The sequence below is a fragment of the Massilia eburnea genome (genome assembly GCF_050709955.1).
Classification (GTDB): domain Bacteria; phylum Pseudomonadota; class Gammaproteobacteria; order Burkholderiales; family Burkholderiaceae_D; genus Rugamonas; species Rugamonas eburnea_A.
In genome coordinates, this window is sequence record NZ_JBNZFX010000032.1 from 160627 (window position 1) to 179004 (window position 18378).

Annotated in this window: 16 protein-coding genes; 6 read left to right on the top strand and 10 right to left on the bottom strand. The window is 61.4% G+C overall.

Features of this window, described 5'->3' with window-relative positions; translation table 11 throughout:
* Positions 1-18: 18 nt before the first annotated feature.
* A complete protein-coding gene (locus ACQ4MM_RS19175; RefSeq protein WP_431478841.1) occupies positions 19-252 on the bottom strand; it encodes a TIGR04438 family Trp-rich protein in 234 nt (77 codons plus the stop codon).
* A gap of 111 nt (positions 253-363) precedes the next feature.
* Here ACQ4MM_RS19175 and ACQ4MM_RS19180 point away from each other — a divergent pair, with 111 nt between their 5' ends.
* Complete coding sequence (locus ACQ4MM_RS19180; RefSeq protein WP_431478842.1) at positions 364-675, top strand: c-type cytochrome; 312 nt, start codon at positions 364-366, stop codon at positions 673-675.
* A gap of 41 nt (positions 676-716) precedes the next feature.
* On the opposite strand, the gene ACQ4MM_RS19185 is transcribed toward ACQ4MM_RS19180, so the two are convergent.
* From ACQ4MM_RS19185 to folD, 7 genes are all read right to left on the bottom strand, one after another.
* Positions 717-1844, bottom strand: coding sequence for a branched-chain amino acid ABC transporter substrate-binding protein (locus tag ACQ4MM_RS19185; protein ID WP_431478843.1), 1128 nt, complete (start codon positions 1842-1844; stop codon positions 717-719).
* Between the two features lie 77 nt (positions 1845-1921).
* Positions 1922-3064 carry a branched-chain amino acid ABC transporter substrate-binding protein gene (locus ACQ4MM_RS19190; protein ID WP_431478844.1) on the bottom strand — a complete coding sequence of 381 codons (1143 nt, stop codon included), beginning with the start codon at positions 3062-3064 and terminating at the stop codon, positions 1922-1924.
* Positions 3065-3135: 71 nt separating this feature from the next.
* The gene (locus tag ACQ4MM_RS19195; protein ID WP_431478845.1) at positions 3136-3498 is read right to left on the bottom strand and encodes a hypothetical protein; all 363 of its coding nucleotides are present in this window, start codon (positions 3496-3498) and stop codon (positions 3136-3138) included.
* Positions 3499-3501: 3 nt separating this feature from the next.
* A complete protein-coding gene (locus tag ACQ4MM_RS19200; RefSeq protein ID WP_431478846.1) occupies positions 3502-3924 on the bottom strand; it encodes a DNA polymerase III subunit chi in 423 nt (140 codons plus the stop codon).
* Positions 3925-3941: 17 nt separating this feature from the next.
* A complete protein-coding gene (locus ACQ4MM_RS19205; RefSeq protein WP_431478847.1) occupies positions 3942-4574 on the bottom strand; it encodes a DUF4124 domain-containing protein in 633 nt (210 codons plus the stop codon).
* A gap of 16 nt (positions 4575-4590) precedes the next feature.
* Positions 4591-6663: a M3 family metallopeptidase gene (locus ACQ4MM_RS19210; protein WP_431478848.1), complete on the bottom strand. Its 2073-nt coding sequence runs from the start codon at positions 6661-6663 to the stop codon at positions 4591-4593.
* A 109-nt stretch (positions 6664-6772) separates the two neighbouring features.
* Positions 6773-7618 (bottom strand): bifunctional methylenetetrahydrofolate dehydrogenase/methenyltetrahydrofolate cyclohydrolase FolD, encoded by an 846-nt coding sequence (gene folD, locus ACQ4MM_RS19215; RefSeq protein WP_431478849.1) that lies wholly within the window; start codon positions 7616-7618, stop codon positions 6773-6775.
* An 89-nt stretch (positions 7619-7707) separates the two neighbouring features.
* On the opposite strand from folD, the gene ACQ4MM_RS19220 reads away from it, so the two are divergent.
* Complete coding sequence (locus tag ACQ4MM_RS19220; RefSeq protein ID WP_431478850.1) at positions 7708-8475, top strand: AAA family ATPase; 768 nt, start codon at positions 7708-7710, stop codon at positions 8473-8475.
* Here the strand turns inward: ACQ4MM_RS19220 and ACQ4MM_RS19225 are convergent.
* Positions 8441-9265, bottom strand: a complete 825-nt coding sequence (locus ACQ4MM_RS19225; protein WP_431478851.1) for a DUF2071 domain-containing protein — start codon at positions 9263-9265, stop codon at positions 8441-8443. The two genes, ACQ4MM_RS19220 and ACQ4MM_RS19225, sit on opposite strands and share 35 nt — an antisense overlap.
* A 19-nt stretch (positions 9266-9284) precedes the next feature.
* Between ACQ4MM_RS19225 and ACQ4MM_RS19230 the strand changes: the two genes are divergently transcribed.
* Positions 9285-10184, top strand: coding sequence for a hypothetical protein (locus tag ACQ4MM_RS19230; RefSeq protein WP_431478852.1), 900 nt, complete (start codon positions 9285-9287; stop codon positions 10182-10184).
* Here the strand turns inward: ACQ4MM_RS19230 and ACQ4MM_RS19235 are convergent.
* Complete coding sequence (locus ACQ4MM_RS19235; protein ID WP_431478853.1) at positions 10153-11979, bottom strand: putative bifunctional diguanylate cyclase/phosphodiesterase; 1827 nt, start codon at positions 11977-11979, stop codon at positions 10153-10155. The genes ACQ4MM_RS19230 and ACQ4MM_RS19235 overlap by 32 nt on opposite strands.
* A 221-nt stretch (positions 11980-12200) precedes the next feature.
* Between ACQ4MM_RS19235 and aceE the strand changes: the two genes are divergently transcribed.
* From aceE to lpdA, 3 genes are read left to right on the top strand one after another with little or no spacing between them, the layout of a single operon-like run.
* Positions 12201-14897 carry a pyruvate dehydrogenase (acetyl-transferring), homodimeric type gene (aceE, locus tag ACQ4MM_RS19240; protein ID WP_431478854.1) on the top strand — a complete coding sequence of 899 codons (2697 nt, stop codon included), beginning with the start codon at positions 12201-12203 and terminating at the stop codon, positions 14895-14897.
* A gap of 21 nt (positions 14898-14918) precedes the next feature.
* Positions 14919-16571 carry a dihydrolipoyllysine-residue acetyltransferase gene (gene aceF, locus ACQ4MM_RS19245; protein ID WP_431478855.1) on the top strand — a complete coding sequence of 551 codons (1653 nt, stop codon included), beginning with the start codon at positions 14919-14921 and terminating at the stop codon, positions 16569-16571.
* A 10-nt stretch (positions 16572-16581) separates the two neighbouring features.
* The gene (lpdA, locus tag ACQ4MM_RS19250; protein WP_431478856.1) at positions 16582-18369 is read left to right on the top strand and encodes a dihydrolipoyl dehydrogenase; all 1788 of its coding nucleotides are present in this window, start codon (positions 16582-16584) and stop codon (positions 18367-18369) included.
* The last annotated feature ends 9 nt before the right edge of the window (positions 18370-18378 follow it).

Below are 18378 nucleotides of genomic sequence, written 5' to 3' on the forward strand. Positions count from 1 at the left end.
CGGCGGATGGCCAAACGCTTACTTACGCTTCTTGAGATCGTCGAAAGCCTTCTTGACGCGGTCTTTGCGGCGTTGTTCGTCGACGTTGTGGGCCTTGCGCTTGTCGAGGCCAAGCATCGGTTCGAGGAACTCGAACCATAAGAAAGCAACGCCCATCGTGCCGGTGATCCACCACCACGACAGTTCAGCAAACTTCCAGACTTCAAAGTACTTCAGTGCCACAAGGGCAATTATCAATAAAATAATGGGCATGGAAAAACTCCTTAGTATTCCATCATAGCAATATCCAGCTTACGGTCAACCCATAATACGCAGGGCGCGTTGTAGAGTAGAATTGTGTGAGTTTTTTTCCTGGAGATGAAAATGAAACGTTCCCTGTTGGTTGGTTTCCTGGTAACCGCGGCTTTCTCGTCGCAGGCTGCTTTCGCAAACGCTGATCTGGCCAAGGCCAAGAACTGCATGGCTTGCCACGCAGTGGCCACCAAACTGGTTGGCCCGGCATTCAAGGATGTCGCAGCCAAGTACGCAGGCCAGAAGGATGCCGAAGCCAAACTGGCGCAGAAAGTAATGAAGGGCGGTTCCGGTGTGTGGGGCGCGGTCCCGATGCCAGCCAACCCGCAGGTGAGCGAGGCGGAAGCCAAGACCCTGGTGAAATGGGTCCTGACCCAGAAATGATCTGAATTCGATGTAAGAAAGCCGGGCTAGCCCGGCTTTTTTTATTTGACGACTTCGATGCGCGTTTTCTTGTCGGCCTTGTAGCCGAACAGCGTCAGGGCGCCATCCTTGATGTCCCCCTTGGCGTCGAAGGCGATGGTGCCGCTGATGCCATCATGCTTGACCTTCTTCAGGAAGGGCAGGTATTTGGCAGGATCGGTCGACTTGGCATCCGCCATCGCGTGGGCGATCGCCATCGTTGCGTCGTAGGCGTACGGCGCGTAAATCTGCACATCGTAGCCGTAGCGTTTCTTGAAGCGGCCAGCGAATTCGTCCAGCTTCTTCTCCTGCTCCGGCGTCACGCCGCCGGCTTCCGCGCACACCACCACGTCGTCGGCGCCGCCCGACAGCTTCGGCAGCGCTTCGGTGCAGATGCCGTCGCCGCCCATCAGCTTGGCCTTGATGCCCAGCGCCTTCATCTGGCGCAGCAACGGGCCGCCCACCGAGTCCATGCCGCCGAAGAACACCAGGTCCGGGTTCTTGGCACGGATTGACGTCAGGATGGCGTTGAAATCGGTCGACTTGTCGGTGGTGAACTGTTTGTCCACGATCTGCACACCGGCGCCTTTCTTGGCTTCCTTCAGGAATTCGGCGGCCACACCCTGGCCGTAAGCGGTGCGGTCATCGATCACCGCGATGCGCTTGGCGCCCAGTTTCTGCGTGGCGTACTTGCCCAGCGAGCTGCCCAGCTTGAAATCGTTCGCCACTACGCGGAAGGTGGTGTTGAAACCCTGGTTGGTGTACACCGGGCTGGTGGACGAGGCGGAAATCTGCGGAATGCCTGCGTCGTAGTAGATCTTGGACGCAGGAATGGTGGTGCCGGAATTCTGGTGGCCGATCACGCCCTGTACTTTGGCGTCGACCAGTTTCTGCGCGGCCGAGGTACCCTGCTTAGGGTCGCCGGCATCGTCTTCGGACACCATCTCGAACTTGACCGCTTTGCCATTGACCTTGAATCCCTTGGCGTTCAAGTCTTCCACCGCCATGCGCACGCCGCTCTGGTTATCCTTGCCCAAATGGGCGGACTGGCCGGACAGCGGGCCGACATAGCCGATCTTGACCACTTCCTGGGCGCTTGCGGCGCCAGCGAAGGCCAAGGCGATGGCAGCGATGATGGTTTTGGTTTGCATTGCACTTTCTCCTGAAACGAAAATGGGCCGCCAAGCTGGCTGGCGGCCCACGGGCTCCCCCCGATAATTCTCGTGTATTACTTGATTACTTCCATCCGGGTCTTGATGCCGCCCTTGTAGGTGAACAGGGTCAGCGCACCATCCTTGATGTCGCCGAACTGGTCGAATTCAACGTTGCCGGTTACGCCCTGGTGCTTGATCTTGGCCAGTACCGGCAGGTATTTGGCTGGCTCGGACGAATTGGCTTTTTCCATGGCGTCCGCCATGGTCATGATGGCGTCGTACACATACGGCGCGTACAACTGCACTTCCTGGCCGTACTTCTTCTTGTAGCGGGCGCGGAAGTCGTCCATGTTCTTCTGCATGTCGGCCGTTACGCCGCCAGCCTCGGCGCAGGTAACCACGCCGTCGGCAGCCGCGCCGGCGGACAGGCGGTACAGCGCGTCGGTGCAGACGCCATCGCCGCCCATGAATTTGGCATTGATGCCCAGCGCCTTCATCTGGCGCAGCAGTGGGCCGCCGACCGAGTCCATGCCGCCGAAGAATACCAGGTCAGGGTTCTTGGACTTGATGTTGGTCAGGATGGCGTTGAAGTCGGTGGCATTGGCGTTGGTAAATTCCTTGCCAACCACTTGCACGCCCGGCAGCGCTTTCTTGGCGCCTTTGACGAATTCGTCGGCCACGCCCTGGCCGTAAGCGGTGCGGTCGTCGATCACGGCGATCTTCTTGGCGCCCAGGTTTTTCACGGCGTAGGCGCCGAGGGTGCCGCCCAGCTTGTTGTCGTTGGCGACCACGCGGAAGGCGGTATTGAACTTCTGCTTGGTGTACACCGGCGAAGTGGCGGCAGGGGAAATCTGCGGAATGCCGGCGTCATAATAAATCTTGGAAGCCGGAATGGTGGTGCCTGAGTTCAGGTGGCCGATGACGCCCTGTACCTTGGCGTCCACCAGCTTTTGCGCGGCGGTAGTGCCCTGTTTCGGGTCGCCTGCATCATCCTCGAACTGGACCACGAACTTGACTGGCTTGCCGCCGATCTTGACGCCCTTGGCGCTCAGGTCTTCAACGGCCATGCGGGCGCCGTTTTCCATGTCCTTGCCCAGGTGGGAGTTTGGACCCGAAACCGGGGCCACGTGGCCGATCTTGATGGTGTCCTGGGCGTAGGCGCTGCCGGCAAATGCCAGGGCGATGGCAACAGGAATGAATTTGTTCTTGAACTGCATCGGGGGCTCCAGTCAAAAAGTCAGATTTGCCAGAGAAAATACAACAAAAACCCCGAATGGCAAAGAGGGAATTATTTCTGGCGGCTGGAATCGGCTTGCAGGTGCGTGATTTCCTGTTGCACGGCGCGGGCGACGATCTTGCCGATGGTGTCGTGCAGGCCTTCGCGGATTTCAGCGGTCAGGGCGTGCAGGGCATGTTCCAGGACTTCGGCCATGCTGTCTTTGATGCGTTGCTCCAGCACGAAATCAACGCGGTTGGACAACTGATGCAGCACCTGTTCGGAGACCCGCCGCTCCAATGCTTCCCAATCCAGGGCGTCTTCCTCGACGCGCGGTGCTCGGTTGGCCGGTACCGGCGCAGCAGCAGGTGCCGGCACCTCGTCCTTCATGATTTCGGTCAGGACCGGGATGCTGGCGTCAAAAGGCTGGTTCATAAACTACTTGCCTACAGTGAGGTGTTTGAGCGGGAAATCCTGGCGCTTGTAGGCAGCATAGCGCTGGCGGCCCGCCGCCGCATCTTCCTCGTCGGAAGAAATGACTTCGATCAAACGCGCAAAGCCTTCGAATTGGGCCGGTGCGCGGCGTGCCAGGTTGACCAGCAGGCCGGCTTGCGGCAGTTCGATGGCGTCGCTATCGGCCAGCACGATGGCGGAATCCGGCGCCAGTGGATCATTGGCGTGGGCGTGCGGCAGGAAGTCGGTGGCGGAGAAGGTCCACAGGGCCTTGTCCAGCTCCGCCAGTTGCGCCGCATCTTCGGTCATCACGACGATGCGGGGCGTACTGGCGTAGGCTTTACGCAGCAGGCGGCAGGCATAGGCAACCTTGTCCGGCACGCCGCTGTGGAAATCAATCTGCGTCATTATTTCTTCGAAACGTCTTAGAAGCGGAAGTTCGACGATGCGTTTTGAGGCGTATCGCGCTCACGGCGCGCCTTTTCCGCGGCGGCTGCAGCGCGCTCGGCTTCCGACTTGGCGTTGGCGACATCCTCGGCGCTTGGGCCGCGTGGCGGTGCGGCCGATGTCGGCGGCGGGTTCGAATACCCCGGCGGCAGCATCTTCACGGTAGGGTAGCCGGCGTCGGTCAGCGCGCTGTCCCAAGTGCCTTGTTCGAAACCGATCTGGCGCGAACGCCCGACCAGCAGGAAAGGCACCTGACCGTCGCTGCCGGCCTTTTTCATGGCCTCATGGTCCTCGGCGGTGGAAACCGTCTTTTCGCGGTAAGGAATGCCGCGAGTGGCCAGCAGGGTGCGGGCCATATTGCAGCCGGTGCCGCAGTTGGCGGTGGTGTACAGCACCACCGGGCGGGCACGCACGACTTCGGCCAGTTCCGCTGGCAAGGCGACACCGCCGGCACCGGCGGTGTTGTAATTTTTCACCTCAGCCTTCTTGGCGGTGGTGGGCGGCGGCGTCTCCGTAAAGTGGGTGACGCCTTTGTCGTCCTTCCACTTGTACATCTGGGCGTGCGCCGCGCTGGCAGTCAGCAGCAGCAAAAGCAGGGCAGCGCGTTTCATTGAATCTCTATCTCCTTTATGCCGCCATGCCGCTGTGGCGCAGCAGGGCGTCGATGGTCGGCTCACGGCCGCGGAAAGCAGTAAACGATTCCAGGGCCGGGCGCGAGCCGCCGACGGCCAGAATCTCTTGCTGGAAGCGTTTACCAGTATCGGTGGACAATTTACCGCCGTCCAGCGCCGCCGCTTCCTCGAAGGCAGCGTAGGCGTCGGCAGACAGTACTTCCGCCCACTTATAGCTATAGTATCCCGCCGCGTAGCCTCCGGCAAAGATATGGCCGAAGGAATGTTGGAAACGGTTGAAACTTGGCGGGATGATAACGGCGAATTTGCCGCGCACCTGGTCGATCAGGTCTTGCACCGATTTGGCGCCGGACGGCTGGAAGTCGTAGTGCAGCAGCATGTCGAGCAGGGCGAACTCCACCTGGCGCAGGGTCTGCAGGCCGGACTGGAAGTTTTTCGCCGCCAGCATGCGGTCGTACAGGGCGCGCGGCAGCGGCAGGCCGCTCTTCACTTGGGAGCTCATGTGGCTGAGCACATCCCACTCCCAGCAGAAGTTTTCCATGAACTGGGACGGCAGCTCGACCGCATCCCACTCGACGCCGGAAATGCCGGATACCGCCAGTTCCTCGACCTGGGTCAGCATGTGGTGCAAGCCGTGGCCGAATTCGTGGAACAGGGTGATCACTTCATCGTGGGTAAACAGCGAAGGCTGCGGCACGCCGTCCACCACCAGCGGTTCGGTGAAGTTGCAGGTCAGGTAGGCGACCGGGGTTTGCAGCTCGCCGTTCTTCAGGCGGCGGCCGCGCGCGTCGTCCATCCAGGCGCCGCCGCTCTTGCCCTCGCGGGCGTACAGGTCGAGGTAGAACTGGCCAACCAGCACGCCTTCGCGTTCGATGCTGTAGAAACGCACGTCCTTGTGCCAGACCGGGGCGCTGTCCGGCTTGATCGACACGCCGAACAGGGTTTGCACCAGCTTGAACAGGCCGTCGATGACTTTATGTTCGGGGAAGTACTGTTTCACTTCCTGCGCCGAGAAAGAGTACAGGTGCTGCTGCAGCTTTTCGGAAGCGTAAGGCAGGTCCCACGATTGCAGGTCGTCGATGCCCAGTTCCTTGCTGGCGTAGGCCTGCAGTTCGGCCAGGTCTTTCTCGGCGAACGGGCGGGCGCGCTTGGCCAGGTCTTCCAGGAATTCGATCACCTGTTCCGGTGACTTGGCCATTTTCGGCACCAGCGAGACTTCGGCGAAGTTCTGGTAGCCCAGCAGGCCGGCTTCTTCCGCGCGCAGCTTCAGCAGGGTGGCGATATTGCCGGTGTTGTCCCAGTCCTCGCGCTTGCTGAACGCTTCGCCCAGCTCGGAAGCCTTGGTGGCGTTGGCGCGGTAGACTGTTTCACGCAGGGCGCGGTTGTCGCAGAACTGCAGGATTGGGTAGTAAGAAGGGAAGTGCAGGGTGAAGGCCCAGCCTTGCTTGCCTTCTCTCTCGGCCAGCGCCTTGGCGGCGGCCTTGGAGTCGTCCGGCAGGCCGCGCAGTTCGGCTTCGTCTTCAACCAGCATTTTCCAGTCGTTGGTGGCGTCCAGCACGTTTTCGCTGAAGCGGGTGCTGGTCGCTGCGTGTTCTTCCTGGATCGCGGCGAAGCGTTCCTTCTTATCGTCCGGCAGTTCGGCGCCGCCCATGCGGAAATCGCGGATCGCGTTGTCGATGATGCGCTGGCGCGCCGGCGACAGGGCGGCGAATTCCGCGCTGGCACGCAGGGCCTTGTATTTGGCGAACAGCGCCTCGTTCTGGGCCAGGGCGGTCCAGAATTCGGTCACCTTCGGCAGGTTCTCATTGTAGGTGGCGCGCAGCTCGGGCGTGTCCATCACGTTGTTCAGGTGACTGACGATGCCCCAGGCGCGGCCCAGCAGCTCGGTGGAATTTTCCAGCGGGGTGACGAAGTTATCCCAGGTCACGTTGTCGCTTGGCGCTTCCAGTTGCGCCACCGCGGCGCGGTTTTTCTCCAGCAGGTGCTCGATCGCGGGAGTGACGTGTTCGGGCCTGATCGCATCGAAACGCGGCAAGCCGCTAAAGTCCAGCAGGGGATTGTCAGTCATTCTTAACTCCTTAAAACCTGAAATTCGGTGTCAGACCCGCAGGATCAGACACCGGTAAACCAGTGTCAGACCCTGTGGGTCTGACACTGGTTTACCGGTTTAAAGCGGTTCAAACGCGTTCCGCCGACTCAATAGTATTCATCAGCAGCATGGTAATCGTCATCGGACCGACGCCACCCGGCACCGGCGTGATATGCGAGGCCACTTCCTTGATGCCCGCAAAGTCCACATCGCCGCACAGCTTGCCGTTTTCGTCGCGGTTGATGCCCACGTCGATCACGATGGCGCCCGGCTTCACCATATCAGCAGTCAGGGTATTGCGGCGGCCCGTTGCTGCCACCACGATGTCCGCCTGGCGGGTGTGATAGCCCAGGTCCGAGGTTCCGCTATGGCAGATGGTGACGGTTGCATTGGCTTGCAAGAGCAGCAGGCCCATTGGCTTGCCGACGGTGTTGGAACGGCCGATCACGACAGCGTGCTTGCCCTTCAGGTTGACGCCGGTCGATTCGATCAGCTTCATGCAGCCGTAAGGAGTACATGGCAGGAAGCCTTCCAGGCCGGTCATCAGCTCACCAGCGCTCAGCACCGAATAGCCATCCACGTCCTTGGTGGTGGCGATAGCTTCGATCACCTTGTGCGGGTCGATGTGTTTTGGCAGCGGCATCTGCACCAGGATGCCGTGGATGCCTGGGTCGGCATTCAGGGTAGCGATGCGCTCGAGCAGGGCTTGCTCGGTCATGTCTGCGGCATACTGCTCTTTCACCGAGCGGATGCCGGCGTCTTCGCAAGCCTTGACCTTGTTGCGCACGTAGACGTGGCTGGCCTGGTCGTCGCCGACCAGGATCACGGCCAGGCCAGGCTGCTTGCCCTTGGCGGTCAATGCGGCGGCGCGGGAAGCGATTTCGGCGCGCAGTTTTTGGGAGAGCGCTACTCCGTCGATCAGTTGTGCAGACATGATTGCATGGATTGGTGGAATGGAAAGTCGCCATTATAAATGGTGGCGGCCTTGTGCTGCACTGCACATGATTGTAAGCTTGCCAACAAATGATCTCTTACCAGTTCCTGCTTGATGTCCAGCTGCGTCCCGACAAGACGCCTGATTTCTCTGCCTACCCCTTCTGCCTGCCCGCCGTGCGTCACCTCGGCCGGCTCGAATTCGATCCGGCCGTGACCTTCATCGTCGGCGAAAACGGTTCGGGCAAGTCGACGTTGCTGGAGGGGCTGGCCGTTGCACTTGGCTTCAACGCAGAAGGCGGTAGCAAAAATTTCAACTTCAGCACCCGTGAGTCGCATTCGTGCTTGCACGAGTACTTGCGCGTCGCACGCGGCGTTCGCAAGCCGCGCGATGGCTATTTCCTCCGCGCGGAGAGCTACTTTAACCTCGCCACGGAAATTGAACGGCTGGATGAGGATGATTGTCAGATCAACTCGGATCCCATCATCAACTCCTACGGATACCGTTCGTTGCACGAACAGTCGCATGGCGAGTCCTTTCTCGCCCTGCTGGACAAGCGCTTCGGCGGCAAAGGCCTGTACATCCTCGACGAACCGGAAGCTGCGCTGTCGCCGCAACGCCAGTTGCGCGCCTTGAAACGCATCCACGAACTGGTGCAGGATGGCTCGCAATTCGTGATCGCGACCCATTCACCGGTCCTGATGGCCTACCCAGAGGCCTCAATCTTCGTCTGCACGCCCGACGGGCTGCGGCAGCGCGCCTATGAAGACACCGAACACTATGAAGTGATGTATGACTTCATGGCCAATCCGCGCGGCGCGATCAGGAAGCTGCTAGAGACTCCGAAAGAACCTTGAACCGGACGCGCGGCACGGCGAAGCAGAAGGGGGCACCTGTGCCATCACCCGCCATCGGGCAGGTTACCGATGCCGCTTCCAATGGCAGCACTTCATCGAGTGGAATAGGCAGGCTGATTTCGGATTCCGCCATGCGGCCCAGGCCCGGAACCTTGATCATGGCCATGTGCTGGCATGCGATGAAGGCGACCGCCTCGTCCCAATCAGCGAAGGCGTCCGCCAGGCTTGCTGGCAGCTCGCGCCGGGCGGATGCGCGGATACGTGCCTCCAGCAGCGGCGCGCTGCCTGCGCCGGGCTCGATGAGGGTGAGGTATTCCTCGCCATTGCGGGCGTGCACGAAGCGCCCCGGCAAATGGGTCGGCAGGATATCGCTGAAGATGCGCGTGCCGAGTGCGTGCAACGCGCTATCCATGATATTCCGCACGAAGTACACTTTGCCCGGCTCTTCCAGATAGAAGCGCCAGTTGCTTTGCAGCGGCGATGGCAGCAGCTTGCGCGCCGGTCCTGCCAGCGCCGGACCAAAATGCCCATGGCGATAGGTCAGGATGCTGAACGGCGTCAGGCCATTGCGCTGCCACAATCGCACTCCTGCCGGCACCATCGCCTGTGCGGTCGCCGCATCGATCATCCAGGTCAGGTAGACCACATCGCGCACATCGCTTTCCAGCGTCAGGAACGGCAGGCGGGAAAATACGGCGCGGCGGATGGAGGCGATGCGGCGAGAATTTGCAAGGCGAGCGAGCATGCGGCCGGCGAGGCCGGGTGTCGGATGGACATATTCGTTAGTCATATCGCGATATCATAGGCGAATGAAGATAAAGGAGACAATCACCCGCCTGGCCGCGCTGCTGCTCGCATGCGCCACGCTCGATGCGCGGGCGGTGGATGCCGTAATTTTCGACCGTGCCGCATCCTCCGCCGACCTGCGTCGCGAGTACTCAAAGGCACTGCTGCTGCAGGTAATGGAGCGCACAGTGCCTGAATTCGGGCCTTACACCATCGAATATGCCGACATCCACATGGAGCGTCCACGCTTGCTGGCGGCGCTCAAGGATGGAAAGCTGATCAACGTGACGGCCTATCCGGCCGACGCCAAATGGCTCAAGTCCCTGCGCGCGGTTCCGGTGCCGACCGATATGGGCCTGCAAAGCTGGCGCATCTCCCTGATTGACAGCAAGAACCAGGACCGCATGCGCAAACTGGTGCTGCCGGAAGGCCTCAAGGAAATGACTGCCGGTGTCGGCTCAGTGTGGGTCACACGCGCTTCGCTGCATGACAACGGTTTCCACTATGTCACCGGCAGCAATTACATCGGCCTGTTCGATATGCTGATTGCCGGCCGCTTCGACTATTTCCCGCGCGGGGTGAACGAAATCTTCCAGGAATACGACCTGCGCAAGCAAGCGTACCCGCAACTGGCGGTCGAAGACAGCGTCGTCCTGCACGACAATATCCCGTCGATGTTCTTTGTCTCGCCCAAGAATCCGCAGCTATATAAGCGTATCCGGGCCGGCATGGAAGCGCTGCTGAAGGACGGTACGCTGGAGCGCTTCGTGCTAGAACACCACCGCAGCTACCTGCAGCGCGCCAAGCTATGCAACCGTCGCCGTATCGACCTGCCGAACAAGGACATTGATCCTGCCATGCTGGCCCGCAAAGAGCTCTGGCTGGACCCGTTCAATCCGCGTCACGGATTTTGTCCGAAGTGAATGGCAGGGTGGGGCGGCGCAGCAGCATCTCGCGCGCCGCGGCTTCCGGTAAAGGACGGCTGAAGAAGTAGCCCTGGATTTCGTCGCAACCCTCGGCGACCAACAGCCGCAGCTGGTCCTCGCTCTCCACACCTTCTGCAATTGCCTTCAGGCCCAGGCTATGCGCCAGGCTGATGACGGCGGTGACGATGGCATGGTCTTCCGTATTGCTCGCCAGGCCCGAGGTAAAGCTCTTGTCGATTTTCAGCCGGTCGACCGGAAAGCGCTTCAGGTAGCTGAGATTGGAATAGCCGGTGCCAAAGTCGTCGATCGCCAAACTGATGCCGATTGCGCGCAAGCGCTGCATCAGGGCGATGGAGCCCATCGGGTCGCCCATCGACAGGCTTTCGGTCAGCTCCAGTTCCAGCAAACCCGGATCGATTCCGTGCCTGCCCAGGGCATCTGCCACGGTGGTGTCGAAGTCCTGCCGCGCAAATTGCGAGGCGGCGATATTGACCGCTACCGGCACCACCGGCACGCCCGCATCCTGCCATGCTCGCAAGGTGGCGCAAGTCTTTTCCAACACCCATTTGCCGATGTCGGCGATCAGGTTGCTTTCTTCCGCCACCGGGATGAATTCCATCGGCGGCACCAGGCCCAGTTCCGGCGACTGCCAGCGCAGCAATGCTTCCAGGCCGATAATGCCGCCGCTGCGCAGGTTCACCTGCGGCTGGAAGTGCAGTACGAATTCCTCGCGCTGCAGGGCGCGCAGCAAGCCTTGCTCGAGCGCCACCCGTGCGTCGAGCCGCCGCTGCATGTCCGGCGTGAAGAACTGCACGTTGCTGCAGCGCTGGCCTTTGCAGTGGTACATGGCGATATCGGCATGGCGCAGCAGTTCTTCAGCGTGCAAGCCATCGTCGGGATAGATGCTCAGGCCGATACTGCCGCTAATGATGTGCTGCTGGCCGGACAGCATGACCGGCTCCGCCAACTTATCGCTGATGCGCTCTGCCAGCACGGCCGGGGTCAACTGGCCCTGGGCGCTGTCCAGCAGCAGCACGAATTCGTCGCCGCCCAGGCGGGCCACGGTGTCGCTATCGCGCACGCAGGAGCGCAGCACGGAGGCGACGATGCGCAGCAATTCATCGCCGACCGCATGGCCGCGCGTGTCGTTGATCTGCTTGAACTTGTCCAGGTCGACGAAGGCCACCGCCAGCGAAGTACCGGCGCAGCGTGCCTGCTCGATCTCTTCGGCCAGGCGCTCGAGGAAATAGGCACGGTTGGCCAGCCCGGTCAGTTCGTCGTGCGTGGCGCGATGGCGGATCGCCACCTGCTGCAGGCGTTCGGTGACATCGTGCGCCGCGTGCATCACCGAATCGCGATTATTGAAGCGGATCGAACATCCAAAGAATTCCACGTCGACCGCTTTGCCGTCCAGCCGCAGCAGGCGCAGTTCGCTGCGCGGGCGCTGATGCACCTTGTCGAGCTCCATCGGGGTCCAGGCCTGGACGGCCGCGTGGAACTGCTCCGGCACGCGGTCCGCAGCCAGTGTGCCAAGCAATTGCTCGGGGCAGGTAGCACCGAACAGGCGCAAGGCGGCCTGGTTCAGGAAGGTGATGCGGCCTTCGCAATGAATCCAGATCGCATCGGGCGCCAACTCCACCAGGTTGCGGTAGCGCCGCTCGCTCTCCTGCAGGAACTGGTTTTTCTCATAGAGCTCACGGCTTTTCTGCTCGAGCAATGACTCCGCCTCCTTGCGCGCAGTGCGTTCACGCTGCAGGGTTCGGGCCGAAACGAGGTCAGGCGTGCTCTCCATGTTTTGAGTATATGTAGGAGATTTCCTGCCGACAATTAACCATTGAAACCATTTGTAGATCCGCAACGCATTTCGCAATATGAAATCAATTCCCGTAATTTGAAAAACACAGGATTCGCTGATAGAATCCTTCACACTTAGCCAAAGTCTTAGTAAATAATCACCAGCACCGTCCGGAGACATAAGGGTGGCGCGCCTTCAATCGATAGGAGACTAGTTACATGTCAGCTCAACTTGACCAGGTCACGGCACAAACCGCCAACGATCCTGATGCACAGGAAACCAAAGAATGGCTCGAGGCGTTGGAAGCCGTCCTGGAAAACGAAGGCCCTGAACGTGCCCACTACCTGATGGAGCGACTGGTCGACCTGGCCCGCCGCCGCGGCGCCGACATTCCGTTCTCCGCCAACACCGCCTACGTCAACACCATCCCCGCCCACAAAGAAGTCCACTGTCCAGGCAACCTGGAATACGAAGAGCGCCTGCGCTCGTGGATGCGCTGGAACGCGATGGCGATGGTGGTCAAGGCCAACCGCGCCGACGGCGACCTGGGTGGCCACCTGTCCTCGTTCGCCTCGCTGGCGAACATGCTGGGCATCGGCTTTAACCACTTCTGGAAAGCCGAGAGCGAAACCCACGGCGGCGACCTGCTGTACATCCAGGGCCACTCGTCCCCCGGCGTCTACGCGCGCGCCTTCCTGGAAGGCCGCCTGAGCGAAGAACAATTGCTGAATTTCCGTAAAGAGGTCGACGGCAAGGGCCTGTCGTCCTACCCGCACCCGAAGCTGATGCCGGAATTCTGGCAATTCCCGACCGTGTCGATGGGCCTGGGCCCGCTGATGGCGATCTACCAGGCGCGCTTCCTGAAGTACCTGCACGCACGCGGCATCGCCAATACCGAAGGCCGCAAGGTCTGGGCCTTCTGCGGCGACGGCGAGATGGACGAACCGGAATCGATGGGCGCGATCGGCATGGCTGCCCGCGAACAGCTGGACAACCTGAACATCGTGGTCAACTGTAACCTGCAGCGCCTGGACGGCCCGGTGCGCGGCAACGGCAAGATCATTCAAGAGCTGGAAGCGGACTTCCGCGGCGCCGGCTGGAATGTCATCAAAGTCATCTGGGGCCCGGGTTGGGACAACCTGCTGGCACAGGACAAGGACGGCATCCTGCAGAAGGTGATGATGGAAACCGTCGATGGCGAATACCAGAACTACAAGGCGAAAGACGGCGCCTATGTGCGCAAGCACTTCTTCGGCAAGCATCCGAAGCTGCTGGAAATGGTCGCCAACATGTCGGACGACGACATCTGGCGCCTGACCCGCGGTGGCCACGATCCGCACAAGATCTACGCTGCATTCAAACAGGCCAACGAATCGGTCGGCAAGCCAACCGTGCTGCTGGTGAAGACCGTCAAGGGCTTCGGCATGGGCAAGTCCGGCGAAGCGCGCAACACCGCGCACCAGACCAAGAAGCTGGACGACGAGGCAATCCGCGAAATGCGCGACCGCTTCAACATCCCGATCCCGGACGACCAGCTGAAGGACATCCCGTTCTTCAAGCCGTCCGACGACGCGCCTGAAATGAAATACCTGCACGAACGCCGCAAGGCGCTGGGCGGCTACCTGCCGTCGCGCCGCACCAAGGCCGACGAGCAACTGGTCGTGCCAAGCCTGGAAGCCTTCAAGGCAGTGACCGACCCGACCCCTGAAGGGCGCGAGATCTCCACCACCCAGGCCTATGTGCGTATCATCACCGCGCTGCTGCGCGACCAGTCGCTGGGCCAGCGCGTGGTGCCTATCCTGGTTGACGAGTCCCGTACCTTCGGTATGGAAGGCCTGTTCCGCCAGATCGGTATCTTCAACCAGCAAGGCCAGTTGTACGAGCCGGTCGACAAGGACCAGGTGATGTACTACCGCGAAGACAAGGCCGGCCAGATCCTGCAGGAAGGCATCAACGAAGCGGGCGGCATGAGCTCGTGGATCGCTGCGGCGACCTCGTATTCGAGCAACAACCGTGTGATGATCCCGTTCTTCACCTACTACTCGATGTTCGGCCTGCAGCGCGTTGGCGACCTGGCATGGGCAGCGGGCGATATGCGCGCACGCGGCTTCCTGATGGCCGGTACCGCCGGCCGCACCACGCTGAACGGCGAAGGCCTGCAGCACGAAGATGGCCACAGCCATATCGTTGCCGCCACCATCCCGAACTGCGTGCCGTACGACCCGACCTTCGGCCATGAACTGGCCGTGATCATCCAGGACGGCCTGCGCCGCATGGTGGGTGAGCAGGAAGACGTGTTCTACTACATCACCATCATGAACGAGAACTATGCCCACCCAGGCCTGAAGCCAGGCCAGGAAGAGGGCATCCTGAAGGGCATGTACCTGCTGCAAGAGGGCGACAAGTCCGCCAAGCAGCGCGTGCAGCTGGTCGGCTCGGGCACCATCCTGCGTGAATCCATCTTCGCGGCAGAACTGCTGAAGAACGACTGGAACATCGCCGCCGACGTGTGGTCCGCTCCTTCGCTGACCCTGGTAGCGCGCGATGGCGCCGATTGCGACCGCTGGAACATGGTCAACCCGACCAAGGAACAGCGCGTGCCTTACGTGACCGGCCTGCTGAAGGACACCACCGGCCCGATCGTCGCAACCACCGACTACATGCGTGCATTTGCCGACCAGATCCGTCCATATATGCCTGCCGGCCGCACCTACAAGGTGCTGGGCACCGATGGCTTTGGCCGTTCGGACAGCCGCGCCAAGCTGCGCGAGTTCTTCGAAGTGAACCGTTACTACATCACCGTGGCATCCCTGCGCGCCCTGGCGGACGAAGGCAAGATCGCGCTGTCGGTGGTGGAAGACGCCATCAAGAAGTACGGCATCAACCCGAACAAGCCAAATCCGGTGACCCAATAAATAGAAGACGGAGCAAACACTATGAGCATGGTTGAAGTGAAAGTCCCGGATATCGGCGACTTCAAGGAAGTCGAAGTCATCGAGCTGATGGTCAAGGTGGGCGACACGATCAAGGTTGATCAGTCGCTGGTGACCGTTGAATCGGACAAGGCATCGATGGAGATTCCTTCGTCGCAAGCCGGCGTCGTCAAGGAAATCAAAGTGAAGGTCGGCGACAAGGTTGCCGAAGGCTCGCTGCTGCTGGTCGTTGAAGCTTCCGGCGCTGCCGCTGCACCTGCAGCGGCACCTGCCTCAGCCGCTGCGCCGGCACCGGCCGCCCCAGCGCCTGCAGCTGCCGCCGCAGCGCCGGCGCCGGCCGCAGCCGCCGCCGGCCCGGTCGAGGTGAAGGTGCCGGACATCGGCGACTTCAAGGAAGTGGAAGTCATTGAAGTGCTGGTCAAGGTTGGCGACACCATCGCCAAGGACCAGTCCCTGGTGACCGTCGAATCCGACAAAGCCTCCATGGAAATCCCATCGTCGCACGCCGGCGTGGTGAAAGAAGTGAAGGTCAAGGTGGGTGACAAGGTTGCTGAAGGCTCCCTGGTGCTGATCGTCGACGCCGTCGGCGGGGCCGCAGCGTCCGCACCTGCTGCCGCCGCTCCGGCGCCGGCAACTGCTCCTGCCGCCGCTGCAGCCGCGGCCACTGCCGTCGCAGCGCCGGCAGCATCCTCCGCGCCATCCGCCCCTGCGGTGAACGGCAAACTGGCCCACGCCTCCCCATCCGTCCGCAAGTTCGCCCGCGAACTGGGCGTGGACGTGGCCCGCGTTGGCGGCACCGGCCCGAAAGGCCGCGTGACCCAGCAAGACGTGCAGAACTACGTTAAAGGCATCGTCTCCGGCGCAGTAGCATCGCCGGGCGCAGCACCCGCCGCCGCTGGTGGCGGTGCAGGCCTGAACCTGCTGGCGTGGCCATCGCTGGACTTCAGCAAATTCGGCGAAACCGAATTGTCCCCGCTGCCGCGCATCAAGAAGATCTCCGGCCCGAACCTGCACCGCAACTGGGTAATGATCCCGCATGTGACGCAGTTCGAAGACGCCGACATCACCGACCTGGAACAGTTCCGCGTCGACAGCAACAACGCCAACGCCAAGAACAAGGACGCCGTCAAGCTGACCATGCTGGCGTTCGTGATCAAGGCCTCCGTGACCGCGCTGAAGAAATTCCCGACCTTCAATTCGTCCCTGGACGAAAAGGGCGAGAACCTGATCCTGAAGAAGTACTACAACGTCGGCTTCGCCGCCGACACGCCGCAAGGCCTGGTGGTACCGGTGGTGAAGAACGCCGACCAGAAGTCCGTGACTCAGATCGCCAAGGAAATGGGCGAACTGTCGCTGGCAGCGCGCGAAGGCAAGCTGAAGCCGACCGACATGCAGGGCGCCTGCTTCACCATCTCCTCGCTGGGCGGCATCGGCGGCACTGCCTTCACCCCGATCGTGAACGCGCCGGAAGTGGCGATCCTTGGCCTCTCCAAATCCTCCATGAAGCCAGTATGGGACGGCAAGCAGTTCGTGCCGCGCCTGATGCTGCCGCTGTCGCTGTCCTACGACCACCGCGTGGTCGACGGCGCGTCCGGCGCGCGCTTCGCTGCATACCTGGCCGAAGTGCTGGCCGATATGCGCAAGATCCTGCTGTAAGGAGGCCGTGATGATCGAAGTTAAAGTACCGAACATCGGCGACTTCAAGGAAGTTGAAGTGATCGAACTGCTGGTCAAGGTTGGCGATACCGTCAAGGTCGACCAGTCCCTGGCCACCGTCGAATCCGACAAAGCCTCGATGGAAATTCCGTCGACCCATGCAGGCGTGATCAAGGAACTGAAGATCAAGGTTGGCGACAAGGTGAGCGAAGGATCCGCGCTGATGGTGGTCGAGGAAACCGCTGGCGCCGTTGCTGCTTCGCCGGCGGCTGTGGCTCCTGCCGCTGCCCCGGCGCCGGCCGCCGCTGCTCCTGCACCAGCAGCACCGCCGGTATCTGCGGTTGCGCCGCAAGCTGGCGGCTACGCCGGCCAGGTTGATATCACCTGCGACATGATGGTCCTGGGCGGCGGCCCTGGCGGCTACTCGGCGGCCTTCCGTTCCGCAGACCTGGGCATGAACACGGTCCTGATCGAGAAATACGCGACCCTGGGCGGCGTCTGCCTGAACGTCGGCTGCATCCCATCGAAAGCCCTGCTGCACCTGGCAGCGGTGGTGGACGAAACCAGCCACATGGCCAAGAACGGCGTCAGCTTTGCCAAGCCGACCATCGACATCGACCAGGTGCGCAGCTACAAGGACGGCGTCATCAAGAAGATGACCACCGGCCTTGCCGGCATGGCCAAGATGCGCAAGGTGAACGTAGTGCAGGGCGTAGGCCAGTTCCTGAGCCCAAACCACATCGAAGTCACCGCAGCCGACGGCAGCAAGAAAGTGGTCCAGTTCAAACAAGCCATCATCGCCGCAGGTTCCAGCGTGGTGAAGCTGCCATTCGTCCCTGAAGACAAACGCATCGTCGACAGCACCGGCGCGCTTGAACTGCGCTTCATGCCGAAGAAGATGCTGGTGATCGGCGGCGGCATCATCGGCCTGGAAATGGCCACCGTGTACAGCACCTTCGGCGCGCGCATCGACGTGGTCGAAATGATGGACGGCCTGATGCAAGGCGCCGACCGCGAAGCGGTCAAGGTCTGGCAGAAGTACAACGAAAAGCGCTTCGACCGCATCATGACCAAGACCAAGACCGTCGGCGTGGAAGCGCTGCCGGAAGGCATCAAGGTCTCCTTCGAAGCAGCCGAAGCCGGCGCCACCGCACCGGAGCCGCAGCTGTACGACATGGTGCTGGTAGCAGTCGGCCGCAGCCCGAACGGCAAGAAGCTTGCCGCCGACAAGGCCGGCGTGATCGTCACCGAGCGCGGTTTCATCAACGTCGACAACCAGATGCGCACCAACGTGCCGCACATCTTCGCCATCGGCGACATCGTCGGCCAGCCGATGCTCGCGCACAAAGCCGTGCACGAAGCGCACGTCGCAGCAGAAGCAGCCCACGGCGAGAAAGCCTACTTCGACGCCAAGATCATTCCATCGGTGGCCTACACCGATCCGGAAGTGGCATGGGCCGGCATTACCGAGGACGAAGCGAAAGCCAAGGGCATCAAGGTCGAGAAGGGCCACTTCCCATGGGCAGCCAGCGGCCGCGCCGTAGCAAACGGCCGGGACGAAGGCTTCACCAAGCTGCTGTTCGATGCTGAGACTCACCGCATCATCGGCGGCACCATCGTCGGCACCCACGCCGGCGACATGATTGGTGAAATTGCCCTGGCAATCGAAATGGGCGCCGACGGCATCGACATCGGCAAGACCATCCACCCGCACCCAACGTTAGGCGAATCGATCGGCATGGCCGCCGAAGCCTACGAAGGCGTCTGCACCGACCTGCCGCCGCCACGCAAGCGCTAAGCTTGCTCC

Bases quoted from the DNA above. Each gene is read 5' to 3' on its own strand.
- ACQ4MM_RS19200 (WP_431478846.1), bottom strand. From the start codon at position 3,924: ATGACGCAGATTGATTTCCACAGCGGCGTGCCGGACAAGGTTGCCTAT.
- ACQ4MM_RS19185 (WP_431478843.1), bottom strand. From the start codon at position 1,844: ATGCAAACCAAAACCATCATCGCTGCCATCGCCTTGGCCTTCGCTGGC.
- ACQ4MM_RS19190 (WP_431478844.1), bottom strand. From the start codon at position 3,064: ATGCAGTTCAAGAACAAATTCATTCCTGTTGCCATCGCCCTGGCATTT.
- ACQ4MM_RS19195 (WP_431478845.1), bottom strand. From the start codon at position 3,498: ATGAACCAGCCTTTTGACGCCAGCATCCCGGTCCTGACCGAAATCATG.
- aceE (WP_431478854.1), top strand. From the start codon at position 12,201: ATGTCAGCTCAACTTGACCAGGTCACGGCACAAACCGCCAACGATCCT.
- ACQ4MM_RS19205 (WP_431478847.1), bottom strand. From the start codon at position 4,574: ATGAAACGCGCTGCCCTGCTTTTGCTGCTGCTGACTGCCAGCGCGGCG.
- ACQ4MM_RS19230 (WP_431478852.1), top strand. From the start codon at position 9,285: ATGAAGATAAAGGAGACAATCACCCGCCTGGCCGCGCTGCTGCTCGCA.
- folD (WP_431478849.1), bottom strand. From the start codon at position 7,618: ATGTCTGCACAACTGATCGACGGAGTAGCGCTCTCCCAAAAACTGCGC.
- ACQ4MM_RS19175 (WP_431478841.1), bottom strand. From the start codon at position 252: ATGCCCATTATTTTATTGATAATTGCCCTTGTGGCACTGAAGTACTTT.
- ACQ4MM_RS19235 (WP_431478853.1), bottom strand. From the start codon at position 11,979: ATGGAGAGCACGCCTGACCTCGTTTCGGCCCGAACCCTGCAGCGTGAA.
- lpdA (WP_431478856.1), top strand. From the start codon at position 16,582: ATGATCGAAGTTAAAGTACCGAACATCGGCGACTTCAAGGAAGTTGAA.
- ACQ4MM_RS19210 (WP_431478848.1), bottom strand. From the start codon at position 6,663: ATGACTGACAATCCCCTGCTGGACTTTAGCGGCTTGCCGCGTTTCGAT.
- ACQ4MM_RS19220 (WP_431478850.1), top strand. From the start codon at position 7,708: ATGATCTCTTACCAGTTCCTGCTTGATGTCCAGCTGCGTCCCGACAAG.
- ACQ4MM_RS19225 (WP_431478851.1), bottom strand. From the start codon at position 9,265: ATGACTAACGAATATGTCCATCCGACACCCGGCCTCGCCGGCCGCATG.
- aceF (WP_431478855.1), top strand. From the start codon at position 14,919: ATGAGCATGGTTGAAGTGAAAGTCCCGGATATCGGCGACTTCAAGGAA.
- ACQ4MM_RS19180 (WP_431478842.1), top strand. From the start codon at position 364: ATGAAACGTTCCCTGTTGGTTGGTTTCCTGGTAACCGCGGCTTTCTCG.